Consider the following 15,465-nt stretch of genomic DNA (forward strand, 5'->3'; position numbering starts at 1 on the left):
ACGACATCTTCTGGAAGTTTAAGCGGCAATCCTCGGTAACTCGTCTTTGCCGCGGTCCAATTGGAAGCAAGTTGTTAGCCGGGCGGACTCGTCCGCCATGCCTGCAGCAGGACGAAAGCGACAGCAAGCAGCGTCGGTCCAATAAACAGACCAAGGAAGCCAAAGGCGATAAAGCCACCGAAAACGCCCAGGATCGTCAGAGGCATAGGCATTCGAATGCCGCGACCGATCAGCCATGGTTTGAGAACGTTGTCGACCATACTGACCAAAATTCCCCATGCGACCATGAAGCTCCCCCATCCGACCTGGTCCTGCCCGAACAGCCACCACGCCGCACCACCCCAGATCAGCACCAGGAGGGGGGCTCCGATCTGGCTGATGGAGAGCAGTAGACCGACGAAGCCGAGCGTGGTCGCACCAGGTACACCTGCAAGTGCCAGGCCGAGCACCAGTAGCGCTGCCTGCGCGAGAGCTGTGCCGATCACGCCATAGGAGACGCTGCGAACCGCGCCTGCGGCTGCAAGAAGGCTGGCATGCGCCGTTGCCCCGCCCAGCCGGACGACGATGCTATCCAGTTCTTCAACCAGCTTGCTCCCGTTGATACAAAACATGGTTGCCACGATCAGCGCCAGGATCATCTGGACGACGCTGTCGCCAAGCGCACGCGCCGCCGTGATTAGCCACCGCTGCAAAATCTCGGATTGGGGTGCAAGTGCAGTGGCGACGTCACCCTTCGCTTCTAGTAGGCCATCCCATGCAGAAGCAAGTTTGCCACCGACCAGGGGGACGTTCTCGATCCAGCCGGGACGTTGTGGTGTTGCCGAGAAGTAGTTCTCGACGCTCTCCGTGAACGCCTTCAGTTCGTCGGTGAGAACCGGAGCCATGATCAGTGCCGGCAACACGATCACCAGGAGCGAAAGCAGGAGAAGCAGCACTGCAGTCAGGCGAGGCCCGACACCCCGGCCGATCATCCATTGCCGCAAGGGCCAGGCGGCAATCGCCAACGTCGCCCCGAAAAGGATGGCGGCGGCGAAGGGCTTCAATATTGCGAGCACGCCGACAAGCAGGACCACGACCATCAGCAAAGTGATGCTGCGCTCGATCAGGCCGGCTGTGCCAAGCCCGAGTTGACGGTGGGTGCCGCCGGCAGGAGTCGTCTCATCGGGCATCTTGGTCACCCGTCAGAGAAACCGTCGAAGGCATGGGATCACCCGTCGTCGCGGCTCCCGCTCGGATCCTGCCGATGCACTGGACCAGCTCGCGACGGTCCAGGGAGGATTCCGCCGGCGACAGCGCTGCCTGTGCCGACATCAGGGTTCGCAAAGGCGCGTTACGGGATGAGACCGCAGCAACGGGATTTTCCACAGAAGAGCGACCCTACTTGGCTCCGGAGGCCCACACTATACCAAGGTTGCCCCGAAGCATCCAGATACGATCGCTGGTGCCGCGAGCGGCCGAACCTACGCTAGGATCGGCAAACTATAACGCGTACCAGCAATAGCAGCCGCCCCTCCGGGGCGCCCTACCCAAGCCCCGCTCTTCGGGCATTGACCGCGTCGCTGATCAGAGACTAGGCTTGGGGTGCCGTTCCCGTAAAGGTCAGACCGATGCAGGCCCATCCGACAGATAGCAGCAGTGCGGCATCAGGTTCCACTGCTCTTCGCTTCGATGTCATTGCCGGCCTGACGGCCGCAACCGTGGTGCTGCCCAAGGCGATGGCCTACGCCACGGTCGCGGGGTTGCCTGTGGCGGTTGGGCTCTACACCGCGTTAATCCCCGCTATCGTATATGGCCTGCTCGGGTCGTCGCGGGTACTGAGCGTTACCTCGACAACAACGCTCGCCATCCTCACCGGCGCCGCCCTCGGTCTGGTCGTGCCGGACGAAGACCCGCAAAGGCTTGCGGCCGCAACCGCCACACTCACTCTTCTTGTCGGTGCAGCGCTGATTGTGGCTAGGCTGGTGCGCCTCGGCTTTATCGCAAACTTCATATCATCGCCGGTGTTAACCGGCTTCAAGGCTGGAATCGGCTTCGTCATTTTGCTGGATCAACTGCCGAAGCTTCTGGGGATTCATATCCAAAAGCATTCCTTCTTCTTCGATCTCGCAAGCGTCATCTTCCATGTTCCGGACATTCATTTGCCGACACTTCTCGTCGGCGGGCTGACGCTTGTTCTGCTGGTGGCGATGGAAAACCTCAAGCCCCATTCTCCAGCTCCGCTCGTCATTGTAGCGGGAGCCATTGCCGCCTCTTGGCTCTTCCATCTTTCACAGCTCGGTGTCTCGACGGTCGGACATATCCCTCAGGGCTTACCGTCTCTTGCCTTGCCCGACTTCACCTTGGCACAGAGCCTGTTGCCAGCCGCGTTGGGGCTCGCGCTGATGAGCTTCACAGAGACCATTGCGGCAGGTCGCGCCTTTCAAGCTCCCGGGGACCCGCTCATCGACCCAAGCCGCGAACTCACAGCGACCGGTGCCGCCAATCTCGCGGGCGCCGTCTTAGGGGCGATGCCAGCGGGCGGCGGAACGTCCCAGACGAGTGTCGTTCGCTCGGCGGGCGGTCGCTCGCAAAGGGCCTCGTTCGTCATAGCGGCCGCGGCCTTGGCCACGATGTTGTTGTTCGCGCCGATCCTCGGACTCCTGCCGAATGCCGTCCTGGCGGCGATCGTCATCGTCTACTCTGTCGGCCTGATAAAGCCGGCAGAGTTTGTGCAAATTCGGCGGATCCGAGCGATGGAGTTCTGGTGGGCATTGGTTGCGGCGGTCGGTGTCCTGACATTCGGTACATTGCAGGGCATCATTGTCGCAATCATCCTGTCGCTCATCACCCTCGCTTACCAGGCGGCGCATCCGCGCGTCTCAGTGATCGGAAAAAAGCGCGGGGCTGACGTGCTTCGCCCCGTCTCTCCCGATCATCCCGACGACGAAACCTTCGAGGGACTGCTAATCGTGCGTCCGGAAGGTCGTCTTTTCTTTATCAATGCGCAGGACGTGACCGACCAGATCGGGGCCTTGGTCACAGAGCACAAGCCTCGTGTGCTGGCCATCGACATGAGCCGCGTCTCCGACATCGAATATTCAGCTCTCCAGATGATGATCGAAAATGATGAGCGCGCGGTGAGAGAGGGTGTCACGGTTTGGCTCGTGGGATTGAACCCGGGCGTGCTCGAGATAGTTCGCAAGTCCGGATTGGACAAGCAACTTGGCCCCCGCCGTCTTTTGTTCAATGCACGTGTTGCGATAGAACAGTACAAAGACATGAACAGTACGGCGCCGCAGAAGGCTGGGCCGGCGTAGTGGTTACCGGCCGAGGTGCGGCCGTTCAGGTAAAGATCCAGCGGGCGGTGGAGGGCTACTCCGTCATCGCGAGCGGTGCGGTGATGGAACGAAAAACATCATCAATGGTAAGGTGCTCGAGGCGCTGGGTCGGGACGGCATTCTCATCAACGTGTCACGTGGTTCGACCGTTGACGAAGATGCGCTCATTGCCGCGCTTCAACGTCGAGCGATCAAGGCCGCTGGTCTCGATGTCTTTCTCAACGAGCCTGGCATCGATCCGCGGTTTTTCGAGCTCGACAATGTGGTGCTGCAGCCGCATCACGGATCTGGTACGGTCGAGACCAGGAAGGCAATGGGCCAACTCGTGCGCGATAATTTGGCTGCGCATTTCGCCGGCAAGTCTCGACCGACCCCCGTCGTGTGAGGAAATCATCATGAAAGCAGTCGTCATTCACGCGGCCAAGGATTTGCGCGTCGAGGAACGTGAGGTCGAAACGGTTGGAGCCGGTCAGGTGGAAATCGCCATAGAGGCTGGTGGCATCTGCGGGTCCGACCTGCACTATTACAATCATGGCGGCTTCGGCACCGTGCGCGTCCGCGAGCCGATGATCCTCGGTCATGAAGTGGCCGGGACGGTCAAGGCGCTTGGAACGGGCGTTTCTCACCTTGCTGTCGGTGATCGGGTCGCGGTGTCGCCAAGCCGACCCTGCAACGCCTGCGAATACTGTCTGCGCGGCGAGCAGAACCATTGCTTCAACATGCGGTTCTACGGTTCCGCCATGCCAATGCCGCACATCCAGGGCGCATTCCGCCAGCGGCTGGTTGCCGAGGCCTGGCAGTGCCATAAGGTCGCCGCCGGCATCTCGATCAACGAAGCGGCAATGGCCGAGCCTTTTGCGGTGACGCTCCACGCTGTCAACCGCGCAGGCCCGCTCATCGGCAAGCGCGTTCTCGTCACGGGTTGTGGCCCGATCGGGGCGCTTGCCATCATCGCCGCGCGTGCTCATGGCGCACGCGAAGTTGTCGCGACGGATGTAATGGACACGGTGCTCGGCAAGGCGCTTGAGATCGGGGCCGACCGCGTGATCAACGTTGCCAATAATCCGGAGGAACTCTCGGTCTATTCCGCCAACAAGGGATATTTCGACGTTCAGTTCGAAGCGTCTGGTAACGAGCGTGCCGTCCGATCCGGCCTCGAGGTTCTTCGCCCGCGCTCAGCGCTTGTCCAACTCGGGCTCGGTGGGGACGTGTCGATCCCACAGAACATGGTTGTTGCCAAGGAAATCGAAATGAAGGGGACTTTCCGCTTCCATGAGGAGTTCGGCCTGGCCGTCGATCTCATCAATCAGCGACGGGTCGATCTCAAGCCTCTCTTGACCGGCACCTATTCGATCGAGGATGCCGTCAGCGCATTCGAAGCTGCCGGCGACCGCACGAAGTCGATGAAGGTCCAACTCGCGTTCTGATAAATTCGAACGCCTTTAAATGCAGAGGCACTGCCGGTTCCGGCGCTGACCTATTCGACGCCTATCGCCAAGGCCGCGGCCCCGCGAACCTGATCCAGGCGCAGCGTGACTTCTTCGGCGCGTATGGTTTCGACCGCCTCGACGGCAAGGACTTCCACCACGGCCCGTGGGGCAGCGGTGCGATGACGTTCTAGCTATCGGCGGGGCGCAACAAGAGTGGCAACGGCGAAGACCTACACCAGCACGTGGTCAGGTGAAGACAAGAGTGGCCGTACCGTTCTCGTGCAGTCCGAACAGCCGCTTCAATGTCCAGCAGACCCAGAAGTCCTTTTCGATGATCGTATTGGCGACGCCTCGGCCAGCCCCCGTTTCGCCAAACAGCGCTGCTCGATGAGGGGGCAAGGTCAGAAGGTATCCTCACTCATTTTGCCTATTTTCGTCACAGGTATCAAAAGATCGTAATCGGTCAAGTTAGATAAAATTATCGGACGCGCTGCGGTATCCCTCAGCGGCGTCGGGACGACTGGGTTGAACTCGAGCGCGGCCTTCAGGTCTGGTTTGAAAGTCTCGGCTACTACAGGAGCGGCGACTATTGGCTGATTCCGACCCGCGTTGCGACGGGGGACGTCGAGTGGCCGTTCGAGCCCGACGGCGAGACGCCGGCCCTTGTCGGTCCCTTTGGCGTCACCCACCACAGGGCGGCACTGGCCGGCGTGCGTAAGGCAGGGGCTGTCTGGATCGTAAACCGCTGCGGCTGTGTGCATCAGCCGATCTGCGATCCGAAAACCTAGGATTTCCGTCTTTCTGATCGGAGCAGGGCTCAGCCCGGCAGGCGTTTGGCTTCTGCAGAGGTGCTGAAGTGCGCAAAAGCGATTGACGCCGGTGCGGTCGCTGAGCAGTCCGGTCTTGCAGCCGTTCGGCCTTCCTCACGCAGCGTCGGCGACCCATTTCGCACCTTGCCTCGAATGCGGGTCGCATCCTGCATCGAACTAGAGAATTACCGCCCGCGTGGCGAAACTGGTCCGGAATAGCGCTTCGTGGGCAGTAGGATCCGGATCAAAACAGCAATCCTGCACGATGTACATTCGATAGTCTGCATCGCTCGCCCATCCGACGGTAGAAAACAGGACGCCGCTGCTCGCTACGCCCGCCATGACTAGCGTATTAATCCCATGAGCCTGCAAGTCGGCGTGCAAAGATGTATCGTGAAAGACGTTCGCGCGCGGACAAGCGTATCGCCAGTCGCTATCAACAATATCCAGCCCACTGACCGGCGCTGGGTCACGGAAGAATCCAGTCTTCTTTATATTGTTGATCAGCATATTGTTTTCATGACGGGACCCATAGTCGATCGCAAAATTTGCAAAAATCACGGGATTGCCGCTCACGCGCCATTTCGCAATCAGTGAATTGGTGCGGTCGAGCAAGTCTGTGGGAATATTATCTGCTAGGATCGAAAAGACGTCCGCTTGATAATGCATGATCAGCAAAGCGGCTTTCTCCATGCCGGTCTCAGCCATGTAGGGCATTCTCGTCTCCATATCTCACGCTAAATTTCAGACTAATTGTCTCCACCAAAGACGGAGCATCAGCCGGTGAAAGTCCCAAGTTGGGGAAGTAATCGGCCGAAAGGTTGCACGTGCCCAGGCAAAAGGCACGGCGGATCGATCCTTGGACGAAATCCAAGCCTTCCTCATCGAGCACTCAGGTGCTTGGCACAACCCTCAACTCATTCTCCATGCCGGCTGCCATGCAAGCGCTCGCTGCGCTTTGTCAGTGGTTACCGTGCCATCATCCTCCGCCACATTGTAAATCCCCGAAGCGCCGGTCTTCGCCGCTTGCGCGGCGGCTTTAGCAGCAGCATCTACATGGATAGCAGCAGGTCCGGGCGGGTTGTCGAATCCCGTTCCCGGACCATAGAGTCGCCCGTAACGCAGGACGATACCGGTAAAGGGAGCACCGAGAACCTGTGTTTCAAGACTTGCTATACCGCGGGCAGAAACTCCCGCACGGCCATCGGCTGTGACGGCTAGTGCATCTCCTTCCTCGTACGGCAAGGCCTTATCGGCGTAGGCAAAGGCGATGCTCTGAGCAACAAACCTGGTTGCGCCGGCCTTGCTTGCGGCTTCAACCAGATTACGAGTGCCTTCGTCACGAATTCGCGCATTTCGTGGTGCAGCTTCAGCCATGCGGGCCTGATCGAGTGCAGGTGGCAGATCCGTTAGCTGATGGATGACAACTTCCGGCCTGGCTTCCAGAACCGCTCCAATGACAGCCGCTTTGTCAAAAATATCAACGACAATCGGTTCAACTCCGAGGTCCCGCAAGGATTCCTCCTTTGTCGCCGTTCGGGTTGTCCCAAAAACCCTCCAGCCGTCGGATACCAACAGTGGAGCGAGGCGTCGTCCAATAGCTCCACTGGCTCCCGCGAGAAAAACCGTTTTGACCATCGTTGCGCTCCTTAAAGCCTCAAACTTGATGTGATATGCAAGTTGCCAGAACTATGCTAACATATAAGAGTCCTTACTACATGAGCAAGCTGGTCGAAAGTTCGACAAATATCCCGCCGCAGGCAGGTGAGGGTAAGCGCGGCGAGACTGGCCACCTCGGATATCTGTTGCGACAAGCAGCAGGGGGGCATCGAAATCGTATGGACCGTGCTCTCGCCCACCTGAGCGTGACTCCACCTCAGTTCGTAGTCATGACCATGATCAAGGCATATCCAGAATTGTCGAGCGCGGACATAGCCCGGATGGCCTTGCTTACTCCGCAGACTGTAGGCGTGATCATTGCCAACCTTGAGCGAGCTGCGCTCATTTTCAGATCACCCCATCCCGTGCACGGGCGCATTCTCCGAGTAAGCCTTACAGAGAAAGGATCGAACCTATTGGCCGAATGCCGTACACAGGTACAATTCCTCGAAGAGCAGTTGGTTGCCGGGTTCGGTGAGATGGAGGAGGCTACAATTCGGCGGTGGCTGGTCCAGGTGGCGACCGGCGAATAAAGCCCTCTTGGTTGCTGCGTTCTTATCCCATAATAGGGCCGTACTGTCCGGCTCGACGCCAAGGCACCGCCGAGCCTGCAACCCTCAGGGTGAGACGTGATCTAAAGATCCTGCCGGCCCATTGCGGTCATCAATTGTTGCAATTTCTGCGATGGGGCGGCGCACCGCGGGTTATTATTTAACTTGACCTCAACCATGGTTGAGGTGGCGAATTGCTTTTCGTAGCGGAATTTTGTCAAGCGATTGTGGAATGTATGACCGGTCATTCGAAAGCGCTGAAGATCACCATCTTGTCATGTAGTCTCGATCCCCGAAGTCGCAGTTATGTTCTTGCTCGGGAAATGGAGCGCCTTCTGCAATTACGCGGTCATGAATCGCAATTCATTGATCTACGGAACACCTCTCTCCCCGATTTCGACAACGCTGATTGCTATCTTCATCCATCATATCTTCACACACACGATGCTATTAAAAATGCCGACGGGATTGTGCTGTCGGTCCCAATCTACAATTGGTCCATCGGCAGCGCGGCTAAAAATCTGATAGAGCTAACAGGCGCTACAGGAGAAGGTGGCAAGAAAGCGGCGTGGTTCGATCAGGTCGTGACTTTTGTCTGCGCTGGGGGCTTACCCCATAGCTATATGGCCTACGCACCAACCGCCATCTCGCTAATGTTGGACTTCAAATGCGTGATAAATCCCTATGTCGTATATACCACAACGCGAGATTGGAGCGGCGATCATTTGTCAGATGCTCTTTCAACACGGTTGAGGAAAACCCTGGACGTTAAACTTGAACTCGTCTCCCTGCTGCAAGAGCGTCGGTATAGATCAGGGTGGGAGGTGTAGTCACCGAGCCGTGTCCGGTTTGTGGGGCGAGTCGTCATCCATTATCTCAGCAGTAAATGGCTTTGAGGTTTTCGCCTGTTCATAGGCAATGAACAGATCGGTCACCAGAACGCCGTTGATTCGCATCCGAGTTAAATCGGCATCTTTGATGTCCGAATCTGCCAACGTGACGCCGCTTATGATTAAGCGCGAAAGGTTTGCGTTCGTGATGGCGGCCCCAGACAGATTGACGTTACTAAAGCGCGCATCCGCAAGGGTGATATCGTCAAAAACCGCTTCGCTTAAATTGGTGTCGGTGAACCTTGCCTTAGTCAAAACAGCATAAAACCGAGCATCTGCAAGGTTTACGCCATCGAAATTAGCGCCTGACATATCGGCCCGCTTGTAATGGGTTCCCTGCAACTGAGGACCATCAAATTGATTGTGTTCTTCACTCATTTTCGTATCCTCCGTTCAATCCTGATTGTGACCCAAAGAATGCCAGATCGCGCAATCATTTACGACCGTCGAATTTGAGAGCATTTGCGCTTCTCTAATCGGCGCGTCGACGTCAAGCGCATTTCTGAGCGGAGCGGGTTGAGATGTCGTCCGCAGTCGCCCCGAAGCTGGCGCAGATCAGTGAAGCGCTGCGACTGGCGAAAATATTCGCGTTAAGAATTCCCGGAGGATGGGCGTGACCTGTTCTCGGGGAAGGCGATGACCGCCTTCGAGCGCATGGAACTGTACCGGCACACCCAACTGTGCGAGAGCCTCGTAAAATCGTTCAGCTTGATCGACCGATGCACGATCATCGTACTTGCCGTGTAGAAGCAAGGTTTCAGCTTGAATTTGTTGCGAATGATGGAGTGCGGACCGTTCCAAAAAGCTTTCGTTTGAAACGCCTGCCTCTTTCTGAATAGCTTGCTGCAAGCCTCTCGAACTGCTTCCATAGGCTTCTCGTAAAATCGTAAATGCCACCGGTTAGGATTAGCGCCCTGAGGCCATCAACTTTCGCGGCCACCATTGCGGACGCCACAGCCCCTCGGCTATTTCCGTAGAGAACTATACGCCCGGGATCGACTGATGGCTGCTGCCTCAGAAACTCCAAGCTTGCTGAGTGGTCGGCCCGCAGAAATCGGCAGGCCAGTCCGATGCACCAAAACCAGGCTGAGAGATTGCCGCCGCCGTGACACCCAGGCGAAATGAAAACCGAACCAGCGATCCGTCATCGACAGCCTCTCTTCCACCTAAGAGAAGCCCACCCTAATTTCCATGTACGAACAGTATCGCCCCATTGTTTGGTGTAGGTTGAGTCTGGAAAAGTTCGACGCGCGCGCCGTCGCCTCGATCGATGATGTGTTGCGTAACCGCGGACATGACTCACCCCGTCGAACCTTCACGCGAAGATACGATGACATCCACCTCTGTCAATGTCCCGCGTTGGCGCAATCCAACCGAAAATCACTGTTCCATAGGAGCTGTGACCGACCAACCGGCGTCCTTCGCGGCCCGTGCTTCTCTCACGGTTTTGGCGGTGTGCTAGTTGCTGCGCGTCGATGGGTGTAGACTTCCGACATATTGCATGTTCATGCAGGGCAACGAAGATGAGTACTCCCGCTCTCGACCGGAAGCTGCTCGCGATCCTGGCGGCGGATATGGTAGGCTACTCGAAGGCGATGGAGGCCGATGAGGCCGGTACTATCAAGCGACTGAAAGCCATCCGCGCCGAGCTGATCAATCCCGCCATCTCCCAGCGCCATGGCAGTGTCATCAAGCTGATGGGCGACGGCGCGCTCGTTGCCTTCGACAGCGTCGTTGATGCCGTTGCCTGCGCTGCGGAGTTTCAGAATGCCGTGGCGGCGCGTAACGCCGACCTACAGGAGCCTGAGCGTATCGTGTTCCGCGTCGGGATCAATCTGGGCGATGTGGTGTTGGTGGATGGGGATGTCTATGGCGATGGGGTGAATGTGGCAGCGCGGCTGGAGCATTTTGCCGAGCCGGGCGGCGTGATGGTGTCGGGGACGGCATACGATCATCTCCAGGGAAAACTCGACTGGCCGCTCGATTTCGCCGGCGAGCAGCAGGTCAAGAACATCAGCCGGCCGGTGCGGATGTATCGGCTGAGACTTAATGGCAAACGGGCGCGTCGCCCGCTTTTCGGAATGATGCCGCGCTGGGCAAAAACGACGACAGCATCGATCGTGGCGCTTGCTCTGGCGGGCGGCGGGGTATGGTGGTTCCTGCATCCAGAACCTTTAAGCGGCAAGCCGTCGGTGGCGGTGTTGCCCTTCGACAATTTTAGCGGCGACGGGGCTGCCGGGCGTCTGGCCGATGGCCTGACTGAGGACATCATCACCGACCTCGCGCGGTTTCCTGAATTCGAGGTGGTCGCACGGAACTCGACGGATGCTTATAAAGGCAAGCCGGTGGATGTCCGCCAGGTCGCAAATGCGCTCCATGTCGGCTTTGTGCTGGAAGGCTCGATCCAGCGGCAGAGCGGTCGGGTGCGGATCACAGCACAGTTGATCGATGCAAAAAACGGCCACCATCTTTGGTCGGAAAATTGGGACCGGCCGGATGAGGACGTGTTCGCCGTTCAAACCGAAATCGCAGAGCAGGTCGCCAACCGCCTCGGCGGCGGTGTGGGACTGGTTCAAGAGGCCGGGCGGGCGGCAGCCAAACGCAAGCGGCCTGAAAACCTGAATGCTTATGATTTCTATCTTCTGGGGTCCGAGAAGATTGAAAAGCTCACTAGAGCAGATGAGGAGGAAGCCATCACGCTTCTCAACCGCGCCGTAGAGCTGGACCCGGCGCTGGCACGGGCTTGGGTAGAACTTTACCATGCTCATGAGATTCTGGAGTTGTTTGGCGTCGATCCAGAGGGCAATCGCAAGGCGGCCGACGATGTGGCCGAACGTGCGGTGCAGCTTGATCCGAGCGATGCTGAAGCACACGCGGTGTTTGGTATGAGTCTTGCCAACAAGGGGGACATGGGCCGTGCCAAGTCTGAGCTGGATACGGCCCTTCGTCTAGCTCCGGGTTCGTCCGAAATCCTGACTTTTTATACTGGCTTTGCAGCACGCTTCGGCGAACCCGATCGCGGCGCTCAAATGGTCGACCAGGTAATGAGGCTGGACCCGAATTATCCGATGTGGGCGTCCAACTTCTTCGCACCTGCCTATTTTATGGCGGGCCGGTATGAGGACGCGGTTAAAATGCTGGAGCGCATGACGCCTAACAACTACCAAAAGTGGACATGGGTGGTTCGAAGCAGCTCCCTCGCGGCTCTCGGCCGAACCGATGAAGCGACTGCCTCGGCTACAGAAGCTCTCAAGCAGCACCCGGACCTGACTGTAGAGAGCATGATCAACGAACCCGGCCTAAGCTCGGTGGAGCGCAGTCGGTTCATAGAGACGATGCCGCTAGCTGGCTTCCCCCCGTGCTCAAAGGATGAGGCGCTGGCGAAGCTCGCCAAACCAGTGCGATTGCCAGAATGCGAGGGGGCGAAGCCTAATTCACTCGAGCAGCCATAGAACAGCCCGCGCTCTCCCGCCTCGGTCCCATCGCGGCTGGCGATGAAGCGATAGAGATCCTCGATGTCGCGTTCCGCTTCCTCAGCAAACGACACGATATGGCATCAGGATTGGCTGTCGGCTAGACGCTTGCGGATGCGCGAGAAGGCGTCCGCAACGGGGCGCACTTTCCCTTCTTCCACCTGCCGGTTGGTGAGCGCCAGTACCTTCAGGAGCGCCAGCGTCTCTTGTGTTTCTTCGTATTGGCCGACGTCCTGAAGAATGGCTTTCGCCTCTCCGTGAAGCGTAATGACGACCGGCTGCGGATTGTCCTTTAGCGTCCGGATGATCTCAGGCGCATGCGCCTTGAGATAACTGATTGGCTTGACCTGCTCTGAAAGCTTCATGCACATACTCCCTATTGACCAGAATGTAGATCATTAAGTGGTCAATGGAAAAGCAGCCTTTCAAATGCCAGCTGACACATCCGCAGGGCGGCTTCTGGAACTATTTCACCCACGACCAGGCGCGCTCGCGGGCCTGTCGCTGGGGCGAAGATGGCCTTGGCGGCATCTCGAACGACGGCCAGCGGCTCTGCTTTGCGCTCGCGCTCTGGAACGAGCGCGATACGATCCTGAAAGAGCGCTTGTTCGGGCCGCAAATCGCGCCCTTCCCATGATAACCGTCAGTTCATGAACGGCATGCTGCATGTTTTGCGGGTCGGCTGCCCGTGGCGGGATATGCATGAGCGATACGGGAAGTGGAATTCTGTCTATGTCCGGTTCCGGCGCTGGGCTGAGCAAGGGGTATGGGATGCCCTCTTGGCTTGTCGAGATGGGCCTGACGGACGATTGGCAGCACATGCTGGACAGCACCACGGTTCGGGGCCATTCACAGGCAGCGGGCGCTAAAGGGGGACTCATAAGGAGGCTTTTGGTCGATCGCGGCGGCTTTATGACAATCCATGCCCGAGCTGACGCCCCCTTGGCTTCGTCCTAACGGGTGGCGAAACATTATCTCGCTGTTCCAGCTCCTCTCGCGATGCCGGTAAACAGGCCTCGCCGCTTGCTGGCCGACAAGGGATATGATGCCGACGCCATCAACAGCGACTACGGGTGGGCCTTTGTGTCGACGGAGCTCGAACGGCGCGCCCGAAACCGATCGCGGTTCGTCAGAGTTCACCCAGAAAGAATTAGGTGACACCCACTTACGGATTTTGAGGTCGGAGCCGCCTGATCAACCGGGCCGACGCATGCACCAACACAATGGTCATGCCGCCGATCAAAATCGCCAGCACTGCCTGAAGCGCGGATGTGGTCGTCCAATGCAGAACCCCCGTGAGATATGCCGATACGGCACCGACGCCGACTGCAATCGTGTCAATGAAATGTTCCGGTCCATGGAAGCCCAGTTGGGCCATTCCGTGGACGAGAATGCTGCCGCCCACCCAGAGCATGGCGGCGGTCCCAATCATTGCGAGGATGCTGAGAAACAAGGGGACGCCGATAACGAGGCCGCGGCCGAACGCCCTGACCAAGCCGACTGAGGAAGTAGCGAGCGCGAGCCCTATGTCGTCCGCCTTCACAATGAGGGCGACAACGCCATAGACGGCCAAGGTGATGAGGATGCCGACGGACGCCAGGACAGCAGCTTGCGTGTAGATATTGGAAGCGGCGACGTTCGCGAGGGTTAGTGCCATGATTTCTGCTGAGAGTATAAAGTCCGTTCTGATTGCGCCCGCAACCTTCTGGTTTTCCAACGCGACCGGGTCGGATGTTCCCATCTCTGCCGCCTCATGCTTGTGCGCGTCGTGTGGGGCAATCGCTTCATAGAGCTTTTCGGCTCCCTCGTAGCAAAGATAAACGCCCCCGACCATCAGTAGCGGCGTGATCGCCCAAGGCGCAAAGTAGCCGAGAAAAATACACGCCGGCAGAAGAAAGAGAAGCTTGTTCTTCAAGGATCCGAGGGCGATCTTAGCGATAATTGGCAATTCTCGCGCGGGCGACAGGCCAACCACGTATCTCGGTGTTACCGCCGCATCGTCGATCACGACTCCCGCCGCTTTCGCGCCTGTTTTTGCTGTTTGAGCGGCGACATCATCCAGCGACGCAGCCGCAAGTTTCGCAATTGCCGCGACGTCATCGAGCAGTGCGAGAAGTCCAGTTGCCATAGGTGCTTTTCCATTCGTCCAGATACAGTGGAACTATCTAGGAGCAATTTCGGTTTGGATAGCCTACCGCAATGACTTTGTCGCAACGCGGCTTCTGCGGGACACTCGAATAATGCAAGCTTAAACCTTAGTGGAGTATTTCTTCCGCTGGCGATGGCGACCCCACCGTTTGTCTGATGAGGAAAGTCCGGCGGACTAGGGCGGTGGGCTCGCCCAGACACAAAATGTCGGGGAAGCCGACCTCCGCCGGTCGTTTGGGGAACGGGCACGGCGTGCGAGCATAGGTAAGGATTGCGAACGCACATTCCATGTTCGCAACGTGCAATGAGGCGCTCATGCCCTGGAACTTCAGACCTGACGCCATTAGCACCGCTTACTTTTGAGCGGTTTCCAGCCAACAGTCGGATGGGACAAATATCTTGAAATCGGAATCAGAAAGTAATACCTAGTCAAAGAAAGGTATTACGAGGCGCACAGCATGACAACGACAGTAACAGCCAAGGGACAGGTGACAATCCCGAAAGCGGTGCGAGAGCTGCTTGGCATTGTGCCCGGAAGCGAGGTCGACTTCCGTCGAGCTGCGGATGGTAGCATAGTGCTGACAAGGGCTGATAGACAGCAACCTGCCAGCCGCTTTCAAAAGCTTCGGGGGCATGCCGGAAAAGGGCTCGATACGGATGCGATCATGGCACTCACGCGTGGTGAAGCGTGACGCTTGTCGACACGAATGTCTTGCTCGACCTTGTGACTAATGACTCGACCTGGGCAGACTGGTCGGTCGAGCAACTTGAGACGGCCAGTCTTGCCGGTCCATTGTTGATCAATGATGTAGTCTATGCCGAACTTGCGGTTCGCTATGAGCGGATCGAGGAACTTGATGCGTTCATAGACGACGCGGGACTGGTAGTCGCGCCCATTCCGCGAGCCGCGCTATTTCTCGCCGGAAAAGTATTCACACGGTATCGTCGAGCCGGTGGTTCTCGTACAGGAGTCCTGCCGGATTTTATCGTTGGCGCCCATGCCGCGGTTCAACTGCTCCCGCTGTTAACGCGAGATGTCGGTCGGTACCGATCTTATTTCCCAACTGTCGCGTTGATCACACCGGCTCAATGAGCCAAGCCCACGGTAGCGGAGGAACAACGCGTCTTTGACTGGGTGAGCCCAAGTGAGGCGGCTCGGGCGTTCGTGAAATTGAGCTCAAATCCCAG

At 57.9% G+C, this 15,465-nt stretch carries 16 protein-coding genes and 5 pseudogenes; 12 read left to right on the forward strand and 9 right to left on the reverse strand.

Annotated elements, in window-relative coordinates:
- Positions 1-74: 74 nt before the first annotated feature.
- Complete coding sequence (locus C934_RS32315; RefSeq protein ID WP_018858712.1) at positions 75-1,169, reverse strand: AI-2E family transporter; 1,095 nt, start codon at positions 1,167-1,169, stop codon at positions 75-77.
- 438 nt (positions 1,170-1,607) lie between these two features.
- On the opposite strand from C934_RS32315, the gene C934_RS0121745 reads away from it, so the two are divergent.
- From C934_RS0121745 to C934_RS33900, 4 genes and pseudogenes are all read left to right on the forward strand, one after another.
- On the forward strand, positions 1,608-3,296 hold the full coding sequence (locus C934_RS0121745) for a SulP family inorganic anion transporter (RefSeq protein WP_018858713.1): 1,689 nt from the start codon (positions 1,608-1,610) through the stop codon (positions 3,294-3,296).
- Between the two features lie 79 nt (positions 3,297-3,375).
- Positions 3,376-3,702 (forward strand): annotated as a pseudogene (locus C934_RS0121750) (NAD(P)-dependent oxidoreductase); the annotation flags it as partial.
- Between the two features lie 10 nt (positions 3,703-3,712).
- Positions 3,713-4,744, forward strand: a complete 1,032-nt coding sequence (locus tag C934_RS0121755; protein WP_018858715.1) for an L-idonate 5-dehydrogenase — start codon at positions 3,713-3,715, stop codon at positions 4,742-4,744.
- A gap of 38 nt (positions 4,745-4,782) precedes the next feature.
- Positions 4,783-4,938, forward strand: a pseudogene (locus C934_RS33900) (NADP-dependent phosphogluconate dehydrogenase); the annotation flags it as partial.
- A gap of 55 nt (positions 4,939-4,993) precedes the next feature.
- Here C934_RS33900 and C934_RS34780 read toward each other — a convergent pair.
- Positions 4,994-5,146, reverse strand: a complete 153-nt coding sequence (locus tag C934_RS34780) for a hypothetical protein (RefSeq protein WP_018858717.1) — start codon at positions 5,144-5,146, stop codon at positions 4,994-4,996.
- A 98-nt stretch (positions 5,147-5,244) separates the two neighbouring features.
- Between C934_RS34780 and C934_RS36480 the strand changes: the two genes are divergently transcribed.
- On the forward strand, positions 5,245-5,535 hold the full coding sequence (locus C934_RS36480; RefSeq protein ID WP_442965931.1) for a DUF6519 domain-containing protein: 291 nt from the start codon (positions 5,245-5,247) through the stop codon (positions 5,533-5,535).
- A gap of 198 nt (positions 5,536-5,733) precedes the next feature.
- On the opposite strand, the gene C934_RS0121775 is transcribed toward C934_RS36480, so the two are convergent.
- Positions 5,734-6,273, reverse strand: a complete 540-nt coding sequence (locus C934_RS0121775) for an isochorismatase family protein (RefSeq protein WP_018858719.1) — start codon at positions 6,271-6,273, stop codon at positions 5,734-5,736.
- A gap of 195 nt (positions 6,274-6,468) precedes the next feature.
- Positions 6,469-7,194, reverse strand: a complete 726-nt coding sequence (locus C934_RS0121780) for an NAD-dependent epimerase/dehydratase family protein (protein ID WP_026371988.1) — start codon at positions 7,192-7,194, stop codon at positions 6,469-6,471.
- 80 nt (positions 7,195-7,274) lie between these two features.
- Here C934_RS0121780 and C934_RS0121785 point away from each other — a divergent pair, with 80 nt between their 5' ends.
- Both C934_RS0121785 and C934_RS0121790 read left to right on the forward strand, forming a co-directional pair.
- Positions 7,275-7,748: a MarR family winged helix-turn-helix transcriptional regulator gene (locus C934_RS0121785; RefSeq protein ID WP_037090199.1), complete on the forward strand. Its 474-nt coding sequence runs from the start codon at positions 7,275-7,277 to the stop codon at positions 7,746-7,748.
- A 254-nt stretch (positions 7,749-8,002) separates the two neighbouring features.
- Complete coding sequence (locus C934_RS0121790; protein WP_018858722.1) at positions 8,003-8,596, forward strand: NADPH-dependent FMN reductase; 594 nt, start codon at positions 8,003-8,005, stop codon at positions 8,594-8,596.
- Here the strand turns inward: C934_RS0121790 and C934_RS0121795 are convergent, their stop codons facing one another.
- Both C934_RS0121795 and C934_RS33905 read right to left on the reverse strand, forming a co-directional pair.
- Positions 8,597-9,034, reverse strand: coding sequence for a pentapeptide repeat-containing protein (locus C934_RS0121795; protein WP_018858723.1), 438 nt, complete (start codon positions 9,032-9,034; stop codon positions 8,597-8,599).
- 177 nt (positions 9,035-9,211) lie between these two features.
- Positions 9,212-9,952, reverse strand: a pseudogene (locus tag C934_RS33905) (alpha/beta hydrolase family protein).
- A gap of 227 nt (positions 9,953-10,179) precedes the next feature.
- Between C934_RS33905 and C934_RS0121805 the strand changes: the two are divergent.
- On the forward strand, positions 10,180-12,108 hold the full coding sequence (locus C934_RS0121805; RefSeq protein WP_018858725.1) for an adenylate/guanylate cyclase domain-containing protein: 1,929 nt from the start codon (positions 10,180-10,182) through the stop codon (positions 12,106-12,108).
- Positions 12,109-12,116: 8 nt separating this feature from the next.
- Here C934_RS0121805 and C934_RS36330 read toward each other — a convergent pair.
- Positions 12,117-12,213 (reverse strand): annotated as a pseudogene (locus C934_RS36330) (type II toxin-antitoxin system RelE/ParE family toxin); the annotation flags it as partial.
- On the reverse strand, positions 12,213-12,494 hold the full coding sequence (locus C934_RS0121810) for a type II toxin-antitoxin system Phd/YefM family antitoxin (RefSeq protein WP_018858726.1): 282 nt from the start codon (positions 12,492-12,494) through the stop codon (positions 12,213-12,215). The pseudogene C934_RS36330 and the gene C934_RS0121810, both read right to left, overlap by 1 nt.
- A gap of 44 nt (positions 12,495-12,538) precedes the next feature.
- Between C934_RS0121810 and C934_RS0121815 the strand changes: the two genes are divergently transcribed.
- Together C934_RS0121815 and C934_RS36485 are read left to right on the forward strand one after the other, a co-directional pair.
- The gene (locus tag C934_RS0121815; RefSeq protein ID WP_018858727.1) at positions 12,539-12,766 is read left to right on the forward strand and encodes a hypothetical protein; all 228 of its coding nucleotides are present in this window, start codon (positions 12,539-12,541) and stop codon (positions 12,764-12,766) included.
- A pseudogene (locus tag C934_RS36485) lies at positions 12,741-13,194 on the forward strand (IS5 family transposase); the annotation flags it as partial. The gene C934_RS0121815 and the pseudogene C934_RS36485, both read left to right, overlap by 26 nt.
- A 100-nt stretch (positions 13,195-13,294) precedes the next feature.
- Here the strand turns inward: C934_RS36485 and C934_RS0121825 are convergent.
- Positions 13,295-14,257: a DUF808 domain-containing protein gene (locus tag C934_RS0121825; RefSeq protein WP_018858728.1), complete on the reverse strand. Its 963-nt coding sequence runs from the start codon at positions 14,255-14,257 to the stop codon at positions 13,295-13,297.
- A gap of 478 nt (positions 14,258-14,735) precedes the next feature.
- On the opposite strand from C934_RS0121825, the gene C934_RS0121835 reads away from it, so the two are divergent.
- Both C934_RS0121835 and C934_RS0121840 read left to right on the forward strand, forming a co-directional pair.
- Positions 14,736-14,969: an AbrB/MazE/SpoVT family DNA-binding domain-containing protein gene (locus tag C934_RS0121835; RefSeq protein WP_018858730.1), complete on the forward strand. Its 234-nt coding sequence runs from the start codon at positions 14,736-14,738 to the stop codon at positions 14,967-14,969.
- Positions 14,966-15,370 carry a type II toxin-antitoxin system VapC family toxin gene (locus C934_RS0121840; protein ID WP_018858731.1) on the forward strand — a complete coding sequence of 135 codons (405 nt, stop codon included), beginning with the start codon at positions 14,966-14,968 and terminating at the stop codon, positions 15,368-15,370. Before C934_RS0121835 ends, C934_RS0121840 begins: the two co-directional genes overlap by 4 nt.
- Positions 15,371-15,465 lie beyond the last annotated feature (95 nt).

Source organism: Rhizobium sp. 42MFCr.1 (assembly GCF_000377185.1).
Taxonomy (GTDB): domain Bacteria; phylum Pseudomonadota; class Alphaproteobacteria; order Rhizobiales; family Rhizobiaceae; genus Rhizobium; species Rhizobium altiplani.

Coding starts and splice junctions, on each gene's coding strand:
- C934_RS32315 (WP_018858712.1), bottom strand. CDS start 1,169: ATGCCCGATGAGACGACTCCTGCCGGCGGCACCCACCGTCAACTCGGG.
- C934_RS0121745 (WP_018858713.1), top strand. CDS start 1,608: ATGCAGGCCCATCCGACAGATAGCAGCAGTGCGGCATCAGGTTCCACT.
- C934_RS0121755 (WP_018858715.1), top strand. CDS start 3,713: ATGAAAGCAGTCGTCATTCACGCGGCCAAGGATTTGCGCGTCGAGGAA.
- C934_RS0121775 (WP_018858719.1), bottom strand. CDS start 6,273: ATGCCCTACATGGCTGAGACCGGCATGGAGAAAGCCGCTTTGCTGATC.
- C934_RS0121780 (WP_026371988.1), bottom strand. CDS start 7,194: ATGGTCAAAACGGTTTTTCTCGCGGGAGCCAGTGGAGCTATTGGACGA.
- C934_RS0121785 (WP_037090199.1), top strand. CDS start 7,275: ATGAGCAAGCTGGTCGAAAGTTCGACAAATATCCCGCCGCAGGCAGGT.
- C934_RS0121790 (WP_018858722.1), top strand. CDS start 8,003: ATGACCGGTCATTCGAAAGCGCTGAAGATCACCATCTTGTCATGTAGT.
- C934_RS0121795 (WP_018858723.1), bottom strand. CDS start 9,034: ATGAGTGAAGAACACAATCAATTTGATGGTCCTCAGTTGCAGGGAACC.
- C934_RS0121805 (WP_018858725.1), top strand. CDS start 10,180: ATGAGTACTCCCGCTCTCGACCGGAAGCTGCTCGCGATCCTGGCGGCG.
- C934_RS0121810 (WP_018858726.1), bottom strand. CDS start 12,494: ATGAAGCTTTCAGAGCAGGTCAAGCCAATCAGTTATCTCAAGGCGCAT.
- C934_RS0121815 (WP_018858727.1), top strand. CDS start 12,539: ATGGAAAAGCAGCCTTTCAAATGCCAGCTGACACATCCGCAGGGCGGC.
- C934_RS0121825 (WP_018858728.1), bottom strand. CDS start 14,257: ATGGCAACTGGACTTCTCGCACTGCTCGATGACGTCGCGGCAATTGCG.
- C934_RS0121835 (WP_018858730.1), top strand. CDS start 14,736: ATGACAACGACAGTAACAGCCAAGGGACAGGTGACAATCCCGAAAGCG.